Source organism: Methylomonas sp. MgM2 (genome assembly GCF_054172045.1).
This window is the reverse complement of the sequence record NZ_JBSYXO010000001.1, coordinates 302,668-317,967: the sequence shown is the minus strand read 5'-3', so window position 1 is coordinate 317,967 and position 15,300 is coordinate 302,668. Positions and strand designations below refer to the sequence as shown.

Sequence of the window (15,300 nt, the reverse complement as noted above, 5' to 3'; positions counted from 1 at the left end):
TTCTTGTAGTGAGCGCGGAATCTAATTCCGCATTTATGATTCCGAGATGGATGAAAAGGCTGCAATCAGGTAATGCACCATAGACCACAATGTCAAAATCGCAGAGAAGTATAACAGCCAGTAGCCCATATCGTTGATAGGTAAACTGAATAGATCATCCCGGTAGAGCAGTAGACTGATCGCGGTCATTTGCGCGGTTGTTTTCCATTTGCCTAATTGCGAGACCTTGACTTTGGCGCGCTGGCCTATTTCGGCCATCCATTCCCTCAGAGAAGCGATGGTGATCTCGCGGCCGATGATAACAGCCGAAGCAATCGCCAGATAGGCGTTCGCTTCGGCTTGCACGACTAAAACCAATACAAAAGCGACCATCAATTTATCGGCAACAGGATCCAGGAATGCGCCGAAGTCGGTTTCCAAATCTAGTTTTCGAGCTAGATAACCGTCCAGCCAATCGGTGAATCCGGCCAGTAAAAAAATGGCCGTGCATAGTAGTCGGTTATATTCCCACGGCAAATAAAACACGATTGCCAGCAATGGGATAAGGGCAATGCGTAATAAGGTTAGATAGGTGGGTAAATTAAATTTGACTGCCATCTTGATGGTGGAAAGTATCGTATATTCGTTGAGCCAACTGTTTACTGATGCCATTGATGCTCGCTAATGCATCGACCCCTGCGTTGGACACTCCTTGTAATCCGCCAAACTGTTTCAATAAGGCCTGGCGCCTCTGGGGACCTAGCCCGGCTATTTCTTCGAGCGTTGAGCGCTTTTGCGTCTTAGCTCGGCGCTGCCGGTGTCCCGTAATAGCAAAGCGATGCGCTTCATCGCGGATCTGTTGGATCAGAAGCAGGGCGCTTGCACCCGGAGTCACAGCCAAGGGTTGATCCCGGTCGGGCAAAATAATTTTTTCCATGCCCGCCTTGCGATCCGGCCCTTTCGAAACGCCGACTATCATAACATTGTTTATCGCTAATTCCGCCAATGCCTTTTGAGCGGCAGCGACTTGGCCCTTGCCGCCGTCTATCAGCAAAATATCCGGTGCGGCATGTTCGCCTTGTTTTAGCCTCTTGTAACGGCGCAAGACCGCTTGATGCATGGCCGCATAGTCATCGCCTCCGGTGACGCCTTCGATATTAAAGCGTCTGTAGTCCGATTTTACCGGGCCTTCACGATTAAAGACGACGCAGGAAGCAACGGTTTGTTGGCCCTGAATGTGGCTGATGTCGAAACATTCCAGGCGTTTCGGTACGTCCGCGCACGCCAGTTCTTGCTGCAAACTCAGAAAACGTGCGTAAAGATTTTGCTTGTCGGCCAGCTTGGCGCTCAACGCGTTTTCGGCGTTTGTAACGGCCAACTGCAGCCATTTTAGGCGTTCACCCCGCACATTTTGGCTAATGAGCACGTTATGTCCGGCCTGGCTACTTAAAACATTCACTAATAAATCGCTTTCGGGTAGCGTGTGGCTGACGATTAATTCTCGGGGCACGGTTTTGTCCAGATAATACTGGCTGATAAATGCCTGCAAAATTTCTCCGGCGTCATTATCCTGACCCAACTTGGGAAAAAATTGCCGGTTTCCGAGATTTTGGCCGTTACGCACGAAAAAAACCTGCACGCAGGCCATTTCCAGTTTGGTGGCGCAGGCGATGATGTCAACGTCGCCTTTTTCGCCTTCGACGAAATACTTTTCCAGCACGGCGCGCAGACGCTGAATTTGATCTCTGTATTTGGCGGCTTGTTCGAATTGCAAATTCGCCGAGCAGGCTTCCATTTTTTCAACCAGTTGGTCTATTAATTGGCCGCCGTTGCCCTCTAAAAATAAAATCGTGTCGTCGACATCCTGCCGATAGGCTTCTTTCGAGATCAAGCCGACGCAGGGAGCGGTACAGCGTTCGATCTGGTGTTGCAAACAAGGCCTGGAGCGGGCGTTGTAATAAGAGTCTTCGCATTGACGCACCGGAAAAATTTTCTGCAGAAGTTTCAGCGTTTCCCTGACGGCGCCGGCGCTGGGGTAAGGGCCGAAATACTTGCCTTTGCGTTTTTTGGCACCGCGGTGATAGGACAGCTGCGGAAAGTCGTGCAACGTGGAAATGAAAACGTAAGGGTACGACTTGTCGTCGCGCAGGCTTATGTTATATCGGGGCTTGTGTTGCTTGATCAGCTGACTTTCCAGCAGCAGCGCTTCGCCCTCCGTATGGGTGACGGTCACCTCTATCGCCGTTACTCTAGCCACCATGGCTTGTTGTTTCGGCGAAGCGGCTTGCTTGCGGAAGTAGCTCGAAACCCGTTTTTTTAGATTTCTAGCCTTGCCGATATAAATAATTTGACCCTTGTCGTTGAGCATTTTGTATATGCCCGGACGTTGGGTCAGCGTTTTTAAAAACGCCTTGATATCGAATTTTGATGTGGCGGCAGTATCGGTCACTGGGATTGCGCTAGCAGATGGCGGACGGTCGTAAATACTTCGGCAAGCATTTCCATGCTTAGGCGTTTGGTTTGCACATTGTAACGGCTGCAATGGTAGGAGCTGATCAAATGATTGCCGTCCGGTAGCGCGAATTTGCGGTGATGCCCGAATGGAGCGGCGTTGATTTTCAAGCCGTAAGCCCGTAGTACGGCCTGGTGGGCGATATTGCCTAAAGCCAGAATGACCGAATGCTCGGGGAGCGTGTTAATCTCGGCTGCCAAATAGCGATTACATTGCTTGATTTCATTGGTGCTTGGTTTGTTTTGCGGCGGCAGGCATTTGACCGCATTGGTTATGCGGCAGTTTTCGAGCTTCAGACCGTCATTCAGGTCGGTCGACTTCAACTGATTGCTATAGCCGAAGTCGTATAAGGCCTGATAAAGCAATATGCCGGCATAATCGCCTGTAAAAGGCCGTCCTGTTGCATTCGCGCCATGCATGCCGGGCGCTAGGCCCACGATTAAAAAACGCGCGTTCGGGTCGCCGAACGGCGCGACCGGCTGCGCATGGTAATCGGGATGTTTGCGCTTTACGTCGCATAGGAAATCGGACAGCCTTGGACAGGCCGTGCAATTGGAATCGAAGCAGTGTTCTACCATGTCAAAAACTGAAATTTAATGCATTCGGGACTGAATCGTTTAGGTTTAGTACACGTGGATTTAATGAACTGAATGTTATGATTGATCCACCGGTCGATGTATTTTCCTTAGGGAGGTTTAAATGAGTCATTTAAAACCACGCTACCATGTTAACGTCGTGAGCGCCTATGCCTAGGCCGTCATTGTTCTGGCGTGCCAAATGGATACTGGTCCTCGCTGTTTTAATGGTCATCGATCTTGGACCTATTCCGGTTACGGCCTCGATTTGCGTTTATATCATGGTGTTTCGGCCTCGATGGTTTAAACTGTTTTTCGAGCGTCTATATTCATAGTGGGGTTGCCTATTCTATGCTGAATCATCTTTTTGTTTACGGCACCTTGCGTAGAGCAAAAGGCGGCGATTTTCATCCTTATTTAAAGGATAAAGCAACCTTTATCCATAGTGCCAGCGTACCGGGAAAACTTTATCAAGTCGATCGTTATCCCGGAGCGATACCGGCGCCATACGGTAGCAAGAGTCGAGTTTACGGTGAAGTTTACCGCTTATTCAAGCCTGAAGGGCTTCTGCGTGTCGTGGATGAATATGAGGAATGTACGGAGCATTTTCCTCAACCTCACGAATATCAACGCTTAGCCGCGACCGTGACTTTGGGCGACGGTAAGACTACCAAAGCGTGGGTTTATTGGTTTCGCCGTTCCGTCTATGGCCTTCGCCAGATACCGAGCGGCGATTATTTCGATTGCCTATCGTAACCGTATCGCCATGCCGCCGTCGCTGGTTTTTATTCTTAAGGCAACGACGGAATAGTCGCGTTCCCATCGGTCGCCGCCCGAATTCGACCGGTTTCGATTGAACTTTGTTTATTCCGGTATAAATACCTCTACCCAGCCCATGATTACGATTATACAACGTGTTAGCGAAGCCAAAGTGACTGTGGACGGCAGCGATATCGGCGTGATAGGCAAAGGCATTTTGGCCTTGGTGGCCGTGGAGAAACAAGATACGCGGGCGCAAGCGGATAGACTGCTGGAGAGAATTCTGAATTATCGCATTTTCGCCGATGCCGACGGCAAGATGAATTTGAGCTTGCGCGACATCCAGGGCGGCTTATTGATAGTGCCGCAATTTACTTTAGCGGCCGATACGCGGAAAGGCAATCGGCCTAGTTTTACCTCCGCCGCCTCGCCCGAACTCGGACGCGAGATGTTCGAATATTTCCAGCGGCAAGCCACCGCAAGTTATGACGGTGTACAATTCGGCCGATTCGGGGCCGATATGCGGGTTTCATTGATCAACGACGGGCCGGTAACCTTTACCTTGCGTTGTCAATGATCGCGCAAGGCATCGGTTCGGCGGGAAGGGCGTTTCGAGGTTAAAGCGCCGGGCGTGTTAGGAATTATCGAGGAAATGGGTATATGAGAACGCCGCTGATCACACGGCAAGGTTATGAAAAACTTCAACAAGAATTAGATCACTTATGGCGCGTTGAAAGACCCGAAGTGACCAAAATGGTCACTTGGGCGGCTAGTTTGGGCGACCGTAGCGAGAACGCGGACTATCAATACAACAAGAAACGCTTGCGCGAGATCGATAGACGGGTCAGGTATTTGCAAAAACGGCTCGATATCGTAAAAGTGGTCGATTACCATCCGGACCAGGAAGGAAAAGTTTTTTTCGGCGCTTGGGTAGAAATAGAAAATGACGCCGGCGAAACCAAGCGATTCCGCATTGCCGGTTACGACGAAATCTTTGATTGTAAAGACTATATCTCCGTCGACTCGCCCATGGCCAGGGCTTTGTTGAAAAAGGAGGTCGACGATGAGGCCGTGGTAAAAACGGAAGCGGGCGAATTCGTTTGGTATGTCAATCGAATCGAATACCAAAAATGAGTCGGTTCAGAATCGGATGCGGGGAAGTCGCCGATTCAACGCAACTCCTCTGGATGGGGCGGACGGCATTCTAGTCGCTTTTGCGACAATGCCGAAGGGTGTTCGATACAATTGTTTGAAATTCCGACGCATTCAAACCATGCGTGGCGTCATATAAGTCAGACGCTTGGTTTGCCGTTTAAGCTATGGCTCTATTTTTGCATCGTTGACTTTGTCGAAAACACGCGGGAATTGATATGCGCTACGAACCTCATAAAGACGAATATGCTGCGGTCCCTACGATGACCGACGACGAGTTGCTGGAATATTTTCTGTATCGGGCCTTCGAGACGGATGAAGTCTGGACATTGCGAGACGGGCCGCAAGCGGTCACGCGTGAATCGGGAGGTCGGGAAAGCTTGCCTGTCTGGCCCTATCAGGGTTTTGCGGAAGAGGCCGCGGTAGGCGAATGGTCCGAGCTAAAAGCCGTGGCGGATTCGGTGGAGTTTTTCGCTTATCAAACCTTGAACAAGATCGCCCGCCAAGGTTTGGCGGTCGAAGTCATGCCCCGCCGGGATCGGCCCGGTTGCCTAATTAGCCCGCAGCGTTTATTCGGCATATTGGAAAACATGATGGAAGCGCGTGACTACTCCGTTGGCGATTGACGCTCGCTTGGCGCAAGCGCGAATCTGAGCGGACACATCGTCTTCGCGATCTCATGTTATCGGCCGAATTGCCCGGCTACTCGGTGCGTGCCGATAGCTATAGCCTTAGTCTCTAACCCAGCTCTCCACCAGACGGCTGGGTATATGTTCCGATTCGGTCGATTGCGGGTGAGGTTTGCCGGCAATCACGCAATAGACGATGCGTAGCATGTCCGCTACCAACAGCCAGGTGATCAACATAAACATGCCGGTGAGGCCGGCATTCAAATAGTCGTTGAAAATCAAATGCGGCGCTTTGGCCGCCATATCGGAATTTAAAACACCGCTGGCCGATTTGCCCGCCAAGTCGCCGGCATGTGCCAAAAAGCCGACCCGCAAGTCATCCGAAAACAGTTTTTCCCAGGCCGCGCTGCTGGTGATCACGATCAACCAGGTCAATGGCACGCCGGTTACCCAGACGTATTTGAGTTTGCCGGATTTGACCAGGATGGTTGTGGCCACGGACAACGCAATCGCCGCCAGCATTTGATTGGCGATGCCGAATAAAGGCCACAGGCTGTTGATGCCGCCCAAGGGATCGATCGTACCCATGTAAAGGAAATAACCCCAGGCACTGACCACGATGGCGCTGGTTGCCAGCACGCTCGGGTAGCGCGTCGTATTGCCCAGGCCGACATTGAAGGTGCGCAGCATGTCCTGCAGCATGAAGCGGGCCACGCGTGTGCCGGCGTCCAGCGTGGTCAAGATGAACAAGGCCTCGAACATGATCGCGAAATGATACCAAGCCGCCAACAAATTCGCGCCGAATACTTGGGCGAACAGGCTGGCCATGCCGACCGCCAGCGACGGCGCGCCGCCGGTGCGGGCGAACAAGGTCGATTCGCCCATGGTAGCGGCCAATTCCTGCATTTGTTCGACGCTGACCGGAAAGCCCCAAGCGCTGATCTTGGCGACGGCGTCCACGGCTTCTTTGCCGACAATGCCGGCCGGGCTGTTGATCGCGAAGAACACGCCGGGTTCCAAAACGGATGCGGCAATCATCGCCATGATGGCGACGAAGGATTCCATCATCATCGCGCCGTAGCCGATGAAGCGGGCATCGGTTTCATTGGCCAGCAGTTTAGGCGTGGTGCCTGAAGAAATCAGCGCATGAAAGCCGGAAATCGCGCCGCAAGCGATCGTGATGAACACGAACGGAAATAATTTGCCGCCGAAGATCGGGCCGCTGCCGTCGATGAACTGGGTCAGGGCCGGCATTTTCAATTCCGGGCGCAACACCACGATGGCAATCGCCAGCGCCGCGATCGTGCCTAATTTCATGAAGGTGGACAGATAATCGCGCGGGGCCAGCAGCAGCCAGACCGGCAATACGGCCGCCGCGAAGCCGTACAGTATGACCATCACCGCCAGCTGGGGCGCGTCGTAATCGAACCAGCCGCGGACGGCTTGATTTTCGTCTATCCAGCCGCCGCCGATCACGGCGAAAATCAGCAGGGACACGCCGATAAGGGTCGCTTCCGCCACGCGGCCCGGCCGCAAATTGTTCAGATAAACGCCCATTAACACCGCGATCGGAATCGTGGCCGCGACCGTGGAGGTCGCCCAAGGGCTGTGCTTCATCGCGTTGACCACCACCAGGCCCAGCACGGCAATCAGGATGATCATGATGGTCATGACGCCCAGCATCGCCGCGGTACCGCCTATGCTGCCGAGTTCGTCCTTGGCCATCTGCCCGAGTGAACGGCCGTCGCGGCGTATCGAAAAAAACAGTGTGACGAAATCCTGCACGCAGCCGCCTAATACCGCTCCTATCAATATCCACAAGGTCCCCGGCAGATAGCCGAACTGCGCGGCCAGGGTGGGGCCTATCAATGGGCCGGGGCCGGCGATCGCGGCAAAATGATGGCCGAACACCACCCATTTGTGGGTCGGCATGAAGTCGCGTCCGTCGTTAAAACGTTCGGCCGGCGTGGCGCGGCTGGCATCCAGAACCAGTACCTTGGTCGCGACGAAAGCGCTGTAGAAACGGTATCCTAAGGCATAGACGCAGACGGCGGCGGTCACTATCCACATACTGTTGATGGTTTCCCCGCGTTGCAGGGCGATTCCGCCGACAGCATATGCGCCTGTGAGCGCCAGCAAGAACCAGAAGAGAAGGGAAGTAAAACGAGTATTTGTCGCCGGCATGGTTTGGATTCGGTGGGCTAATGTAGTTTAAATCGGCATAACAGCCGCAAAATATTAGCACGGCAAGGCGTATTACGGCAGACAACTTGGTAAATGATTTCGTCGGATCGGAACCGCCGGGAGTCCGGCCGACCTTCGTTAAGCCGTTATTCTAACAAGGAGAACGCGCATGACTTACTTACGATTTCGAGTGTCATGCACGGTATGCGGGGATTAAGGATTTGGCCAAAAACCACTTCCCGTTTTGCCGGTGCGAACCCTGGGCATACCGAATGAGGAACGCCGTGAACCCTTCCATGGGGGCTTGACGGCAGCGTCCTTGCTGCCGACATCCTCACTCGGTACGTCCCCAGTGATTATTGCCATATCGGGAAGTTATTTTGGACGATATCCTTACTTACGATTCCGAGTGTCATGCACGGTATGCGGGGATTAAGGCAATCGGCTATCGGACAATGACCGGCGATGAAGCGGCTAGACCGTGCGGGATACCCGCGGCGTTCGCGTTTGAATGAGTGGCCAAGGCTCGTCGACACGGTGTTGCCGAGCAAAAGTTCTTAGTCGCCTCTACGGCAAATCGGAGCGGTCGGTTGTCGAGAAGAAGGCGCGGATCGTTTTCAGGTTAATGCCCATGGCGACCAGTTCGGCCAGTAATGCCGGCCAAGCCTGCCAGTAAAAATCGTTGCTGATCCAGGCCATGCTGGATGCCAACATCGCAATACGCATGTCGCGGTTATTCAAGTAGAACAATGCCAATGTCGTATTGATGACGGCAAAAGCCGGCAGCAAGGAAATGATCCCTTGCCAAGATGCTTGAGTTAGAACGGCGAATAACAAAACAAATGCCCACGCCGCGATGTGTTTGTGGAATCCTGCCGGTAACCGGTCGGAAATCATGGTGCGTAGCGCGGTGCATCCCATCGTCAGGCCGGCGGTCCAGGCGTTCAGCAGCATGTATTGAAGTCCCCAAAGTATTGCGCCCGCGGCCGACCAACGGCGGAACCCCTGTCCGGACGATAAGTAATAAGCTCTCCATTCCATTAGAACGGCAATGCTTCCGATGATGTAGGCTAAAGTTCGTGTATCCGATAAGTCTGCCAACATGAACTAGCCGGTGAATTCGGTTTTCTTCGGGATGCGGGCGCCAAACAGGGTGCTCCATATAGATTGCTTTGGAATTAACGGAGCTAATGATACCTTAGCCGAGACCCAGAATAAGTTTTTGATTCCAAAATCAGGAGTGCGCTATGCCGGTCATTTCAGTATTGATGTTTTTACTGATGTCATTGCTGCTTGTTGCGATGATACAGATCCATGTATTTGAAATCGCATTCGCCAAATTAGGTTTGACGCCGGAAGCAACGATAGCGATAGTCGTCGGAACTTTATTCGGCAGCGGTATCAATCTGCCGCTGTTCAAGTTGAAAACTCGCCAAACGGGGCATCTGGTTATGCGGCCGGGGGGCAGGCCGGTCTGGGAGCTGTACCAGCCCGCCAGGGAAGGTTATACCGTCATTGCTATCAACGTCGGCGGTTGTTTGATCCCGGTCAGTTTGTGCCTATATTTTATATTCCTACAAGTGGTACAGCCATTACATTGGATGATTGCGTTGTCGGCGATTACAGCACTGAGCTATAAATTGAGCCGGCCCATTCCCGGAATCGGTATCGGTATGCCTATCTTGATCGCACCTGTCGTATCGGTGATGCTGGCGTTGCTGCTGGATACCGAACACGCCGCCCATCTCGCTTATATCAGCGGCGTCTTAGGCGTACTGCTCGGGGCGGATGTGCTTCGTATCAGGAATGTCGCGGACTTGGGAGTTCCTGTCGCATCGATTGGCGGTGCGGGTACTTTCGACGGTATTTTTATGACCGGGATTATAGCCGCGCTGCTGGCTTAAATGAGCAAGAAATAATCCGTGTAATAAACATTGTGATTTCGCGTAGCGAGCGACCTAAAATGTTGAGCGGCTTTCAAGCTTTGGGGGCTAATCCAAGTCGCTAAGCTATGTGGCGTGCTAAATCGACATTGTGTCGATCAGTCCCAAGGTGGCAGGTCGCCGCTGTATGCTACGAATTCTTCGATGGTCGGATAGGTGTAGGCGCCTTCCTTGTTACTTGAAACGGCGGCGGAGTTATTTGATGTCTTCGGTTTTGCCGGTTGAGGATTTGTCGTGACGCGCCATTGTTCAAACGGAGCGGTGTTTTTGCCCGCAGGCACGTACCATTTTTTGTTGGTAGGATCCCACCGCGCTCCACGCGCTTTTGCCGCATCTTTTTCGGCGTACGGGACGTTGAGGTAGGTTTTTGATTCGGGCATGACGAGAAAACGTAAGCAAAGGTGGGGCAGAGCGTTAAAAAGATCGGCATAGCGAACTGATCGGATGCGCCGGGATCAGATTGGGACTGATCCCGGCGTCCGTCAGTGTTGGTGTTTCTTTCGGTTATTGTACATATTACTGGTATATGTTGTCGTGGCGAATAAGGCCGATGAAATAATGTATTCGCCGTAGATAATGCCGACGATTCCGGCAACAAACGCCAGCCCTGTTACAATCTTGGCTAAACTGTTCATGATGAAACTCCGATAATTTAGGACGTTTAAACTATAAGGCCGACTTATGTCATTAACAATAATGCTATGGTGACATAATTTGTTGATTTATAAGAAACAACTAGCATGGCCGGATATTGTCTTATTAGTTTGCGCGTAATCGTTCATCGCATTTAGGAAAGAGTTTTACGCTTTGGTTTTAGCAGACATAATCAGAATGGGATCGCTATGACGGATTGGATAGACGTAATGGCCGACTCGGCTTTGGCGGAAGGCGAACACGTAGTTGTCGATGTCGACGGTTACGATGTTGCGATTTTTAAAATTGACGGCGAGTTATTCGCGGTTGAGGACGTTTGTACGCATGACGGTGCCGAAATCGCCAGCGGCGTCCTGGAAGGCGACGAGATCGTTTGTCCGCGGCACGGGGCTCGCTTTTGCGTGAAAACGGGTGAAGTCAAATGTCCCCCGGCCTATGAGGATCTCGCTACGTTTCCGACAAGAGTGGTTGACGGAAGGATACAGGTAACGGACGAACGATAAATTGTTTCAGTCAGTCGTGCCGGTTAACATGAGCCAACGCGGCGAACATAAGCGATATCGCGCCGTGTGCTAAGCGGGGCCGTTTGCGTTGAGTGTCACAACCCGATTTCTGCCGGCCTTTTTTGCTTGATACAGCGCTTTGTCGGCTAAGTTGAGCAGCACGTCAATATTTTCGCCTTTGGATGTCAGTGACGAGACTCCGATCGAAACCGTGAATTGAAGCGGAAGCCAGGCGTCTGACGGTAGTTTTGCAGCAGATATCGCTATCCTTAATCGTTCGGCGGCTTCGATCGCTGCCTGTTGTTCGGTCTCCGGCAGCAAGATAGCGAATTCCTCTCCTCCCATGCGCCCGATCATATCGGCTTCGCGCAAAGATTGCCTGCAAGTCTCGGCCAGCTTTTTCAAGACCAGGTCCCCGGTCTTATGGCCGTGATTGTCGTTGATGCGTTTGAAATGATCGGCATCCAGCATCATGATGGATAGCGGGTTGTCGTAGCGTATGGACCGATTGATTTCCAGCTCGGCTTGTTCCATAAAATAGCGGCGTGTACTCACACCGGTCAGATAATCGATGTGAGCGCGTTGTTTAAGCTGTTCTTCAAGTTGTTTTCGGTCGGTGATGTCGCGGACAAGTGCGCAGTTGTACTCTTTACCGTCGTATTCGAAAAAATTCGCCACGATTTCGGTTGGATAGGTTTCTCCCGCTTTCGTCTTATGGATGGATTCAAAACGTAACGATCCTTCGGACTTAAGTTCTCGCCAATGGTTGGACCACTGTTCGATTGGGAAAACGGCATCGACATCCGCTACCGTTAACTTAAGCAATTCATCGCGTGTATAGCCCAGCTTTCGGCAGGCGTTCTCGCTGACATCGATAAACCGCGCATTCCGGTCTATCCAGTAGACTTGTTCCTCGGCATGATCCAAGCTGAATTGACGGAAATGCAGCGTTTTTTCCATTTCCCTACGCTCGGTGATATCTATCCAATAACCGACCATCTCCTGCAATTGTCCTTCGCTGTTCCGGATGATGGCCAATTCGTCCTGCATCCAGCGGTAAACGCCGTCTTTCCGTAAGAAGCGATATTCGTGCAAATGCGCATCGCCGGTCAGCGCATGTTTGAGATCCTCCAGTATGATTGGCCGGTCGTCCGGATGAATATGGTTAATCCAGAATGCCGAGTCGTCGGTGAAGTCACGCGGCCGGTAACCAAGTAAAGCCGTTATGTTTTCACTGATAAAAGTAGCCCCGAAATCGCCGGATGCATGGCATGCGTACATTACCGCCGGCGCGTGCTTTAGCAAATGTTCCAAGCGGTTTTTAACCGTTTCCGCCTCGAGCTTCGCCTGTTGTAATTGGGTTTCCGCCTGTTGGCGGGCTTGCTCCATATTATATTCGTCGAGAGCGTGACCTAAATTCGCTGCGATGCCCTCCAGCAGCGTTACGGCTTCCTCGTCGAAGACGTTTGGGTTCGCCCCGTAAACGTTCAGCAAGGCATAAGTCTTTCCGTCGACCATCACCGGAAAACAAGCCGAAGATTGCCAACCGTAGGTTTTGGCGCGCTGATGCCAAGGTTTGGTATGGGGCGCCTTCAGAAAATCTTGAACCAGAACGGTTCTTTGTTCCCTAAAAGCGGTGCCGGTTGATCCGCGCCCTTCCGGCAAATCCTCTCGAGTCGAAATCCATAGGTCGTTGATATAGCCGGTGCCCTCTCCGTAGCTTGAAACGGGCGCTATCGAATCCGTTAAGTCGTTGGGTTTGCCGATCCAAGCCATTTGCATTCCGCCGCATTCGACTGCGATTCTGGTGACTTCATTGAAAAGGACCAAAGGTTCCAGCTTTTTGGAAATCAATTTATCGGTTTCAAAGACCGCAGCGTAAATACGTTGGAGATTTTCTAATTGGGCGCTTTTATTACGCAACCTGTCAACATAGGCATGCAATGTAGTGATCGCGTATCCGATCAGAAAGGCGGTCAAATAAAAGTAGGGTAGAGAGCTGTAGCCTCTAAGCGATAATGAAAAACTCTGGTACGGCGGCAGAAAAAAATAAAAGCCCGTTAAGCCTGATAAGACCGAAATCAGCGATCCGGGTCCCGTACCCAGTAGATAGAAACAAATAATAATGACCGGATAGAAGGTGACGTAGGCAAGTCCGCCTTCGGCCGGTAAACTGACGAAGCGTAGCGCCAATGCGACTAGAAACAAGCCGAGTGCGATAGGATAACGAATATACCACGGCCAATGTTTGTATATTACATGGTAATTAATCATTTACACGATCATCTTGTTATGGGCTATACACAGTCGCAAACAGGCTATTCGGATTTTGTATCGAGCCGGTCCAGCGTTCGATCAGGGGCTGAATGGTTTCCGGATGTTCCCGGCAAATCAGCTCGGCGGCTGCCTGAACCTGCTCCAGCAACGCCTTGTCTCGCGTTAGATCGGCTATTTTGAATTGGATTTGTCCTGTTTGGCGATTACCGATGATTTCGCCGGGGCCGCGCAAGTCTAAGTCTTTTTCCGCTATTTTGAAACCGTCGTTACTTTCTCGAAGTATCCTCAAGCGCTCTCTTCCGCTTTGCGATAAAGGCGGTTGATACAACAGCAAGCAATAGCTGTCGACTTGGCCGCGTCCGACCCGGCCGCGCAATTGATGCAGTTGCGATAATCCCAGGCGTTCGGGGTTTTCGATGACCATTAAACCGGCATTGGGGACGTCTACACCGACTTCGACAACGGTGGTTGCGACGAGTAGATTGCACTCGCCGCGCTTAAACGCTTGCATGACCCGATCTTTATCGACCGCTTTCATGCGTCCGTGGACTAAACCGATTCGAACCCTGGGCAATACATCTTGCAAATATTGCGCGGTATTCTCCGCGGCTTCGCATTGCAGTTGTTCCGATTCTTCGATCAGCGTGCATACCCAATAAGCCTGATGGCCTTGTGCGATCCAATGTCCGAGGCGGGCAATCACTTCGTCCCGCCTGTCTGAAGGGATTGCGCTGGTGATCACGGGTTTGCGGCCCGGCGGCAGTTCGTCGATGATGGAAATGTCCAGATCGGAATATTGCAGCATCGCCAAAGTGCGCGGTATCGGCGTAGCCGTCATGACCAATTGATGCGGAACCCGGTTGCCGCGGTGGCCTTTGGCACGCAATGCCAAGCGTTGCTGCACGCCGAAACGGTGCTGTTCGTCGATGATGACCAAGCCCAAATTTTGGAATTTGACGTTGTCTTGAAATAAGGCATGAGTCCCGACGACTATGTTGGCGCTGCCGTCGGCTAAAGCGCCCGACGTAGCGTTACGCTCTTTGCCTTTCAGCTGGCCGGTTAACAGAAATACCTGGAAGCCGGTATGCGCGAACCAATTGCTAAAGTTGCGGTAATGTTGTTCCGCCAGCAATTCCGTCGGCGCCATCAAGGCGACTTGAAAACCGGAGCCGATAGCGGTCAAAGCGGCCAGCGCGGCGACCAAGGTTTTGCCGGAGCCGACATCGCCTTGCACCAGTCTCAGCATCGGATGCGCTTGGTTTAAATCGTTTTCAACCTCTTCGATGGCGCGTTGTTGCGCGTTGGTGAGCCGAAAAGGTAGATGGGTTAAAAAACGTTGTTTAGCGGCTTTGTCGACCGTGAAGATCGGGGCACGCCAGGATTTGTATTCGCGTTTGCTAAGTAGCAGGGCGAGGTGATGCGCAAGGAATTCTTCGAATGCCAGACGCTTTAGGGCCGGTAAATCCGCGTTCTGTAACGTTTCTGCCGATAGGTTGGCGGGCGGATGGTGTATCGTCAATAAGGCTTCGCTTAATTCGGGGAAATGATGGGTTTGCCGAATCCGGGCCGGCAGCCAATCGGTCAAGGTATCGGCGCTATGCTGGCATCGGCTTAAGGCTTGGTCGACCGCTTTGCGCAGCGTGATTTGCGACACGCCTTCGGTTAAAGGATAAACGGGCGTTAATCGGGTTTCCGTAGGCTGCGTGCCTTCGACGATAACTTTATACTCCGGATGTATCATTTCGAGGCCGTTAAAACCTTGCCTGACTTCGCCGAAACAGCTCAGATAAGTCCCGCCCCGCAGTTTATTGATTTGCTGTGCCGAAAAATGAAAAAACCGTAAAGAGAGCATGCCGCTGTCGTCGCTGATTCGGCAAATGACGCTGTTTCGGCCCCGTTGCACCGTGTCGGTATATTCGATACGGCCGCAAATCAATACGGCCATGCCCGGAACGAGGCTGGCGATGGGATGGATCCGCGTTCTATCCTGGTAACGCAGAGGTAGGTGAAATAGCAGGTCTTGAACGCAAGTGATGCCCAGTTTTTGTAGACGAATGGCGGTTTGGGAACCTATGCCCGTCAATGTGGCGACAGGCAGGTGTTGAGGCGCCTGATGGGGCATGATTCGCGATA

15 protein-coding genes are annotated in these 15,300 nt (G+C 52.2%); 6 read left to right on the top strand and 9 right to left on the bottom strand.

What is annotated here, in order from left to right; translation table 11 throughout:
* Nucleotides 1-33: 33 nt before the first annotated feature.
* Genes pgsA through ACW73I_RS01450 form a run of 3 tightly spaced genes read right to left on the bottom strand, consistent with a single transcriptional unit; the run spans nucleotide 34 to nucleotide 3,069 of the window.
* Nucleotides 34-597, bottom strand: a complete 564-nt coding sequence (pgsA, locus tag ACW73I_RS01460; RefSeq protein WP_458027472.1) for a CDP-diacylglycerol--glycerol-3-phosphate 3-phosphatidyltransferase — start codon at nucleotides 595-597, stop codon at nucleotides 34-36.
* Nucleotides 581-2,428 carry an excinuclease ABC subunit UvrC gene (gene uvrC, locus ACW73I_RS01455; protein ID WP_458027416.1) on the bottom strand — a complete coding sequence of 616 codons (1,848 nt, stop codon included), beginning with the start codon at nucleotides 2,426-2,428 and terminating at the stop codon, nucleotides 581-583. The genes pgsA and uvrC overlap by 17 nt, the downstream gene beginning before the upstream one ends.
* The gene (locus tag ACW73I_RS01450) at nucleotides 2,425-3,069 is read right to left on the bottom strand and encodes a uracil-DNA glycosylase (RefSeq protein ID WP_458027415.1); all 645 of its coding nucleotides are present in this window, start codon (nucleotides 3,067-3,069) and stop codon (nucleotides 2,425-2,427) included. The genes uvrC and ACW73I_RS01450 overlap by 4 nt, the downstream gene beginning before the upstream one ends.
* A gap of 348 nt (nucleotides 3,070-3,417) precedes the next feature.
* Here ACW73I_RS01450 and ACW73I_RS01445 point away from each other — a divergent pair, with 348 nt between their 5' ends.
* The 4 genes from ACW73I_RS01445 to ACW73I_RS01430 all read left to right on the top strand — a co-directional run bounded on the left by ACW73I_RS01445 (nucleotide 3,418) and on the right by ACW73I_RS01430 (nucleotide 5,603).
* Nucleotides 3,418-3,822, top strand: a complete 405-nt coding sequence (locus ACW73I_RS01445; protein ID WP_458027414.1) for a gamma-glutamylcyclotransferase family protein — start codon at nucleotides 3,418-3,420, stop codon at nucleotides 3,820-3,822.
* 139 nt (nucleotides 3,823-3,961) lie between these two features.
* Nucleotides 3,962-4,402 carry a D-aminoacyl-tRNA deacylase gene (dtd, locus tag ACW73I_RS01440; RefSeq protein WP_458027413.1) on the top strand — a complete coding sequence of 147 codons (441 nt, stop codon included), beginning with the start codon at nucleotides 3,962-3,964 and terminating at the stop codon, nucleotides 4,400-4,402.
* An 83-nt stretch (nucleotides 4,403-4,485) separates the two neighbouring features.
* The gene (gene greB / locus ACW73I_RS01435; RefSeq protein WP_458027412.1) at nucleotides 4,486-4,959 is read left to right on the top strand and encodes a transcription elongation factor GreB; all 474 of its coding nucleotides are present in this window, start codon (nucleotides 4,486-4,488) and stop codon (nucleotides 4,957-4,959) included.
* Between the two features lie 236 nt (nucleotides 4,960-5,195).
* Nucleotides 5,196-5,603 carry a DUF2750 domain-containing protein gene (locus tag ACW73I_RS01430; protein WP_458027411.1) on the top strand — a complete coding sequence of 136 codons (408 nt, stop codon included), beginning with the start codon at nucleotides 5,196-5,198 and terminating at the stop codon, nucleotides 5,601-5,603.
* A 105-nt stretch (nucleotides 5,604-5,708) separates the two neighbouring features.
* Here ACW73I_RS01430 and ACW73I_RS01425 read toward each other — a convergent pair whose 3' ends face one another.
* Both ACW73I_RS01425 and ACW73I_RS01420 read right to left on the bottom strand, forming a co-directional pair.
* Nucleotides 5,709-7,790: a carbon starvation CstA family protein gene (locus tag ACW73I_RS01425; RefSeq protein WP_458027410.1), complete on the bottom strand. Its 2,082-nt coding sequence runs from the start codon at nucleotides 7,788-7,790 to the stop codon at nucleotides 5,709-5,711.
* 567 nt (nucleotides 7,791-8,357) lie between these two features.
* Nucleotides 8,358-8,894, bottom strand: coding sequence for a YgjV family protein (locus tag ACW73I_RS01420; RefSeq protein ID WP_458027409.1), 537 nt, complete (start codon nucleotides 8,892-8,894; stop codon nucleotides 8,358-8,360).
* A 143-nt stretch (nucleotides 8,895-9,037) separates the two neighbouring features.
* Here ACW73I_RS01420 and ACW73I_RS01415 point away from each other — a divergent pair, with 143 nt between their 5' ends.
* Entirely contained in the window at nucleotides 9,038-9,694 is a 657-nt protein-coding gene (locus ACW73I_RS01415; protein WP_458027408.1) for a DUF1614 domain-containing protein, read from the top strand.
* A gap of 137 nt (nucleotides 9,695-9,831) precedes the next feature.
* Here the strand turns inward: ACW73I_RS01415 and ACW73I_RS01410 are convergent, their stop codons facing one another.
* Complete coding sequence (locus ACW73I_RS01410; RefSeq protein ID WP_458027407.1) at nucleotides 9,832-10,113, bottom strand: DUF5710 domain-containing protein; 282 nt, start codon at nucleotides 10,111-10,113, stop codon at nucleotides 9,832-9,834.
* 102 nt (nucleotides 10,114-10,215) lie between these two features.
* Nucleotides 10,216-10,368 (bottom strand): hypothetical protein, encoded by a 153-nt coding sequence (locus tag ACW73I_RS01405; protein WP_458027406.1) that lies wholly within the window; start codon nucleotides 10,366-10,368, stop codon nucleotides 10,216-10,218.
* Nucleotides 10,369-10,575: 207 nt separating this feature from the next.
* Here ACW73I_RS01405 and ACW73I_RS01400 point away from each other — a divergent pair, with 207 nt between their 5' ends.
* Nucleotides 10,576-10,890, top strand: coding sequence for a non-heme iron oxygenase ferredoxin subunit (locus tag ACW73I_RS01400; protein WP_458027405.1), 315 nt, complete (start codon nucleotides 10,576-10,578; stop codon nucleotides 10,888-10,890).
* Nucleotides 10,891-10,959: 69 nt separating this feature from the next.
* Here ACW73I_RS01400 and ACW73I_RS01395 read toward each other — a convergent pair whose 3' ends face one another.
* Nucleotides 10,960-13,164: a diguanylate cyclase gene (locus tag ACW73I_RS01395; protein WP_458027404.1), complete on the bottom strand. Its 2,205-nt coding sequence runs from the start codon at nucleotides 13,162-13,164 to the stop codon at nucleotides 10,960-10,962.
* Nucleotides 13,165-13,180: 16 nt separating this feature from the next.
* Nucleotides 13,181-15,289, bottom strand: a complete 2,109-nt coding sequence (recG, locus tag ACW73I_RS01390) for an ATP-dependent DNA helicase RecG (RefSeq protein ID WP_458027403.1) — start codon at nucleotides 15,287-15,289, stop codon at nucleotides 13,181-13,183.
* Between the last annotated feature and the right edge of the window lie 11 nt (nucleotides 15,290-15,300).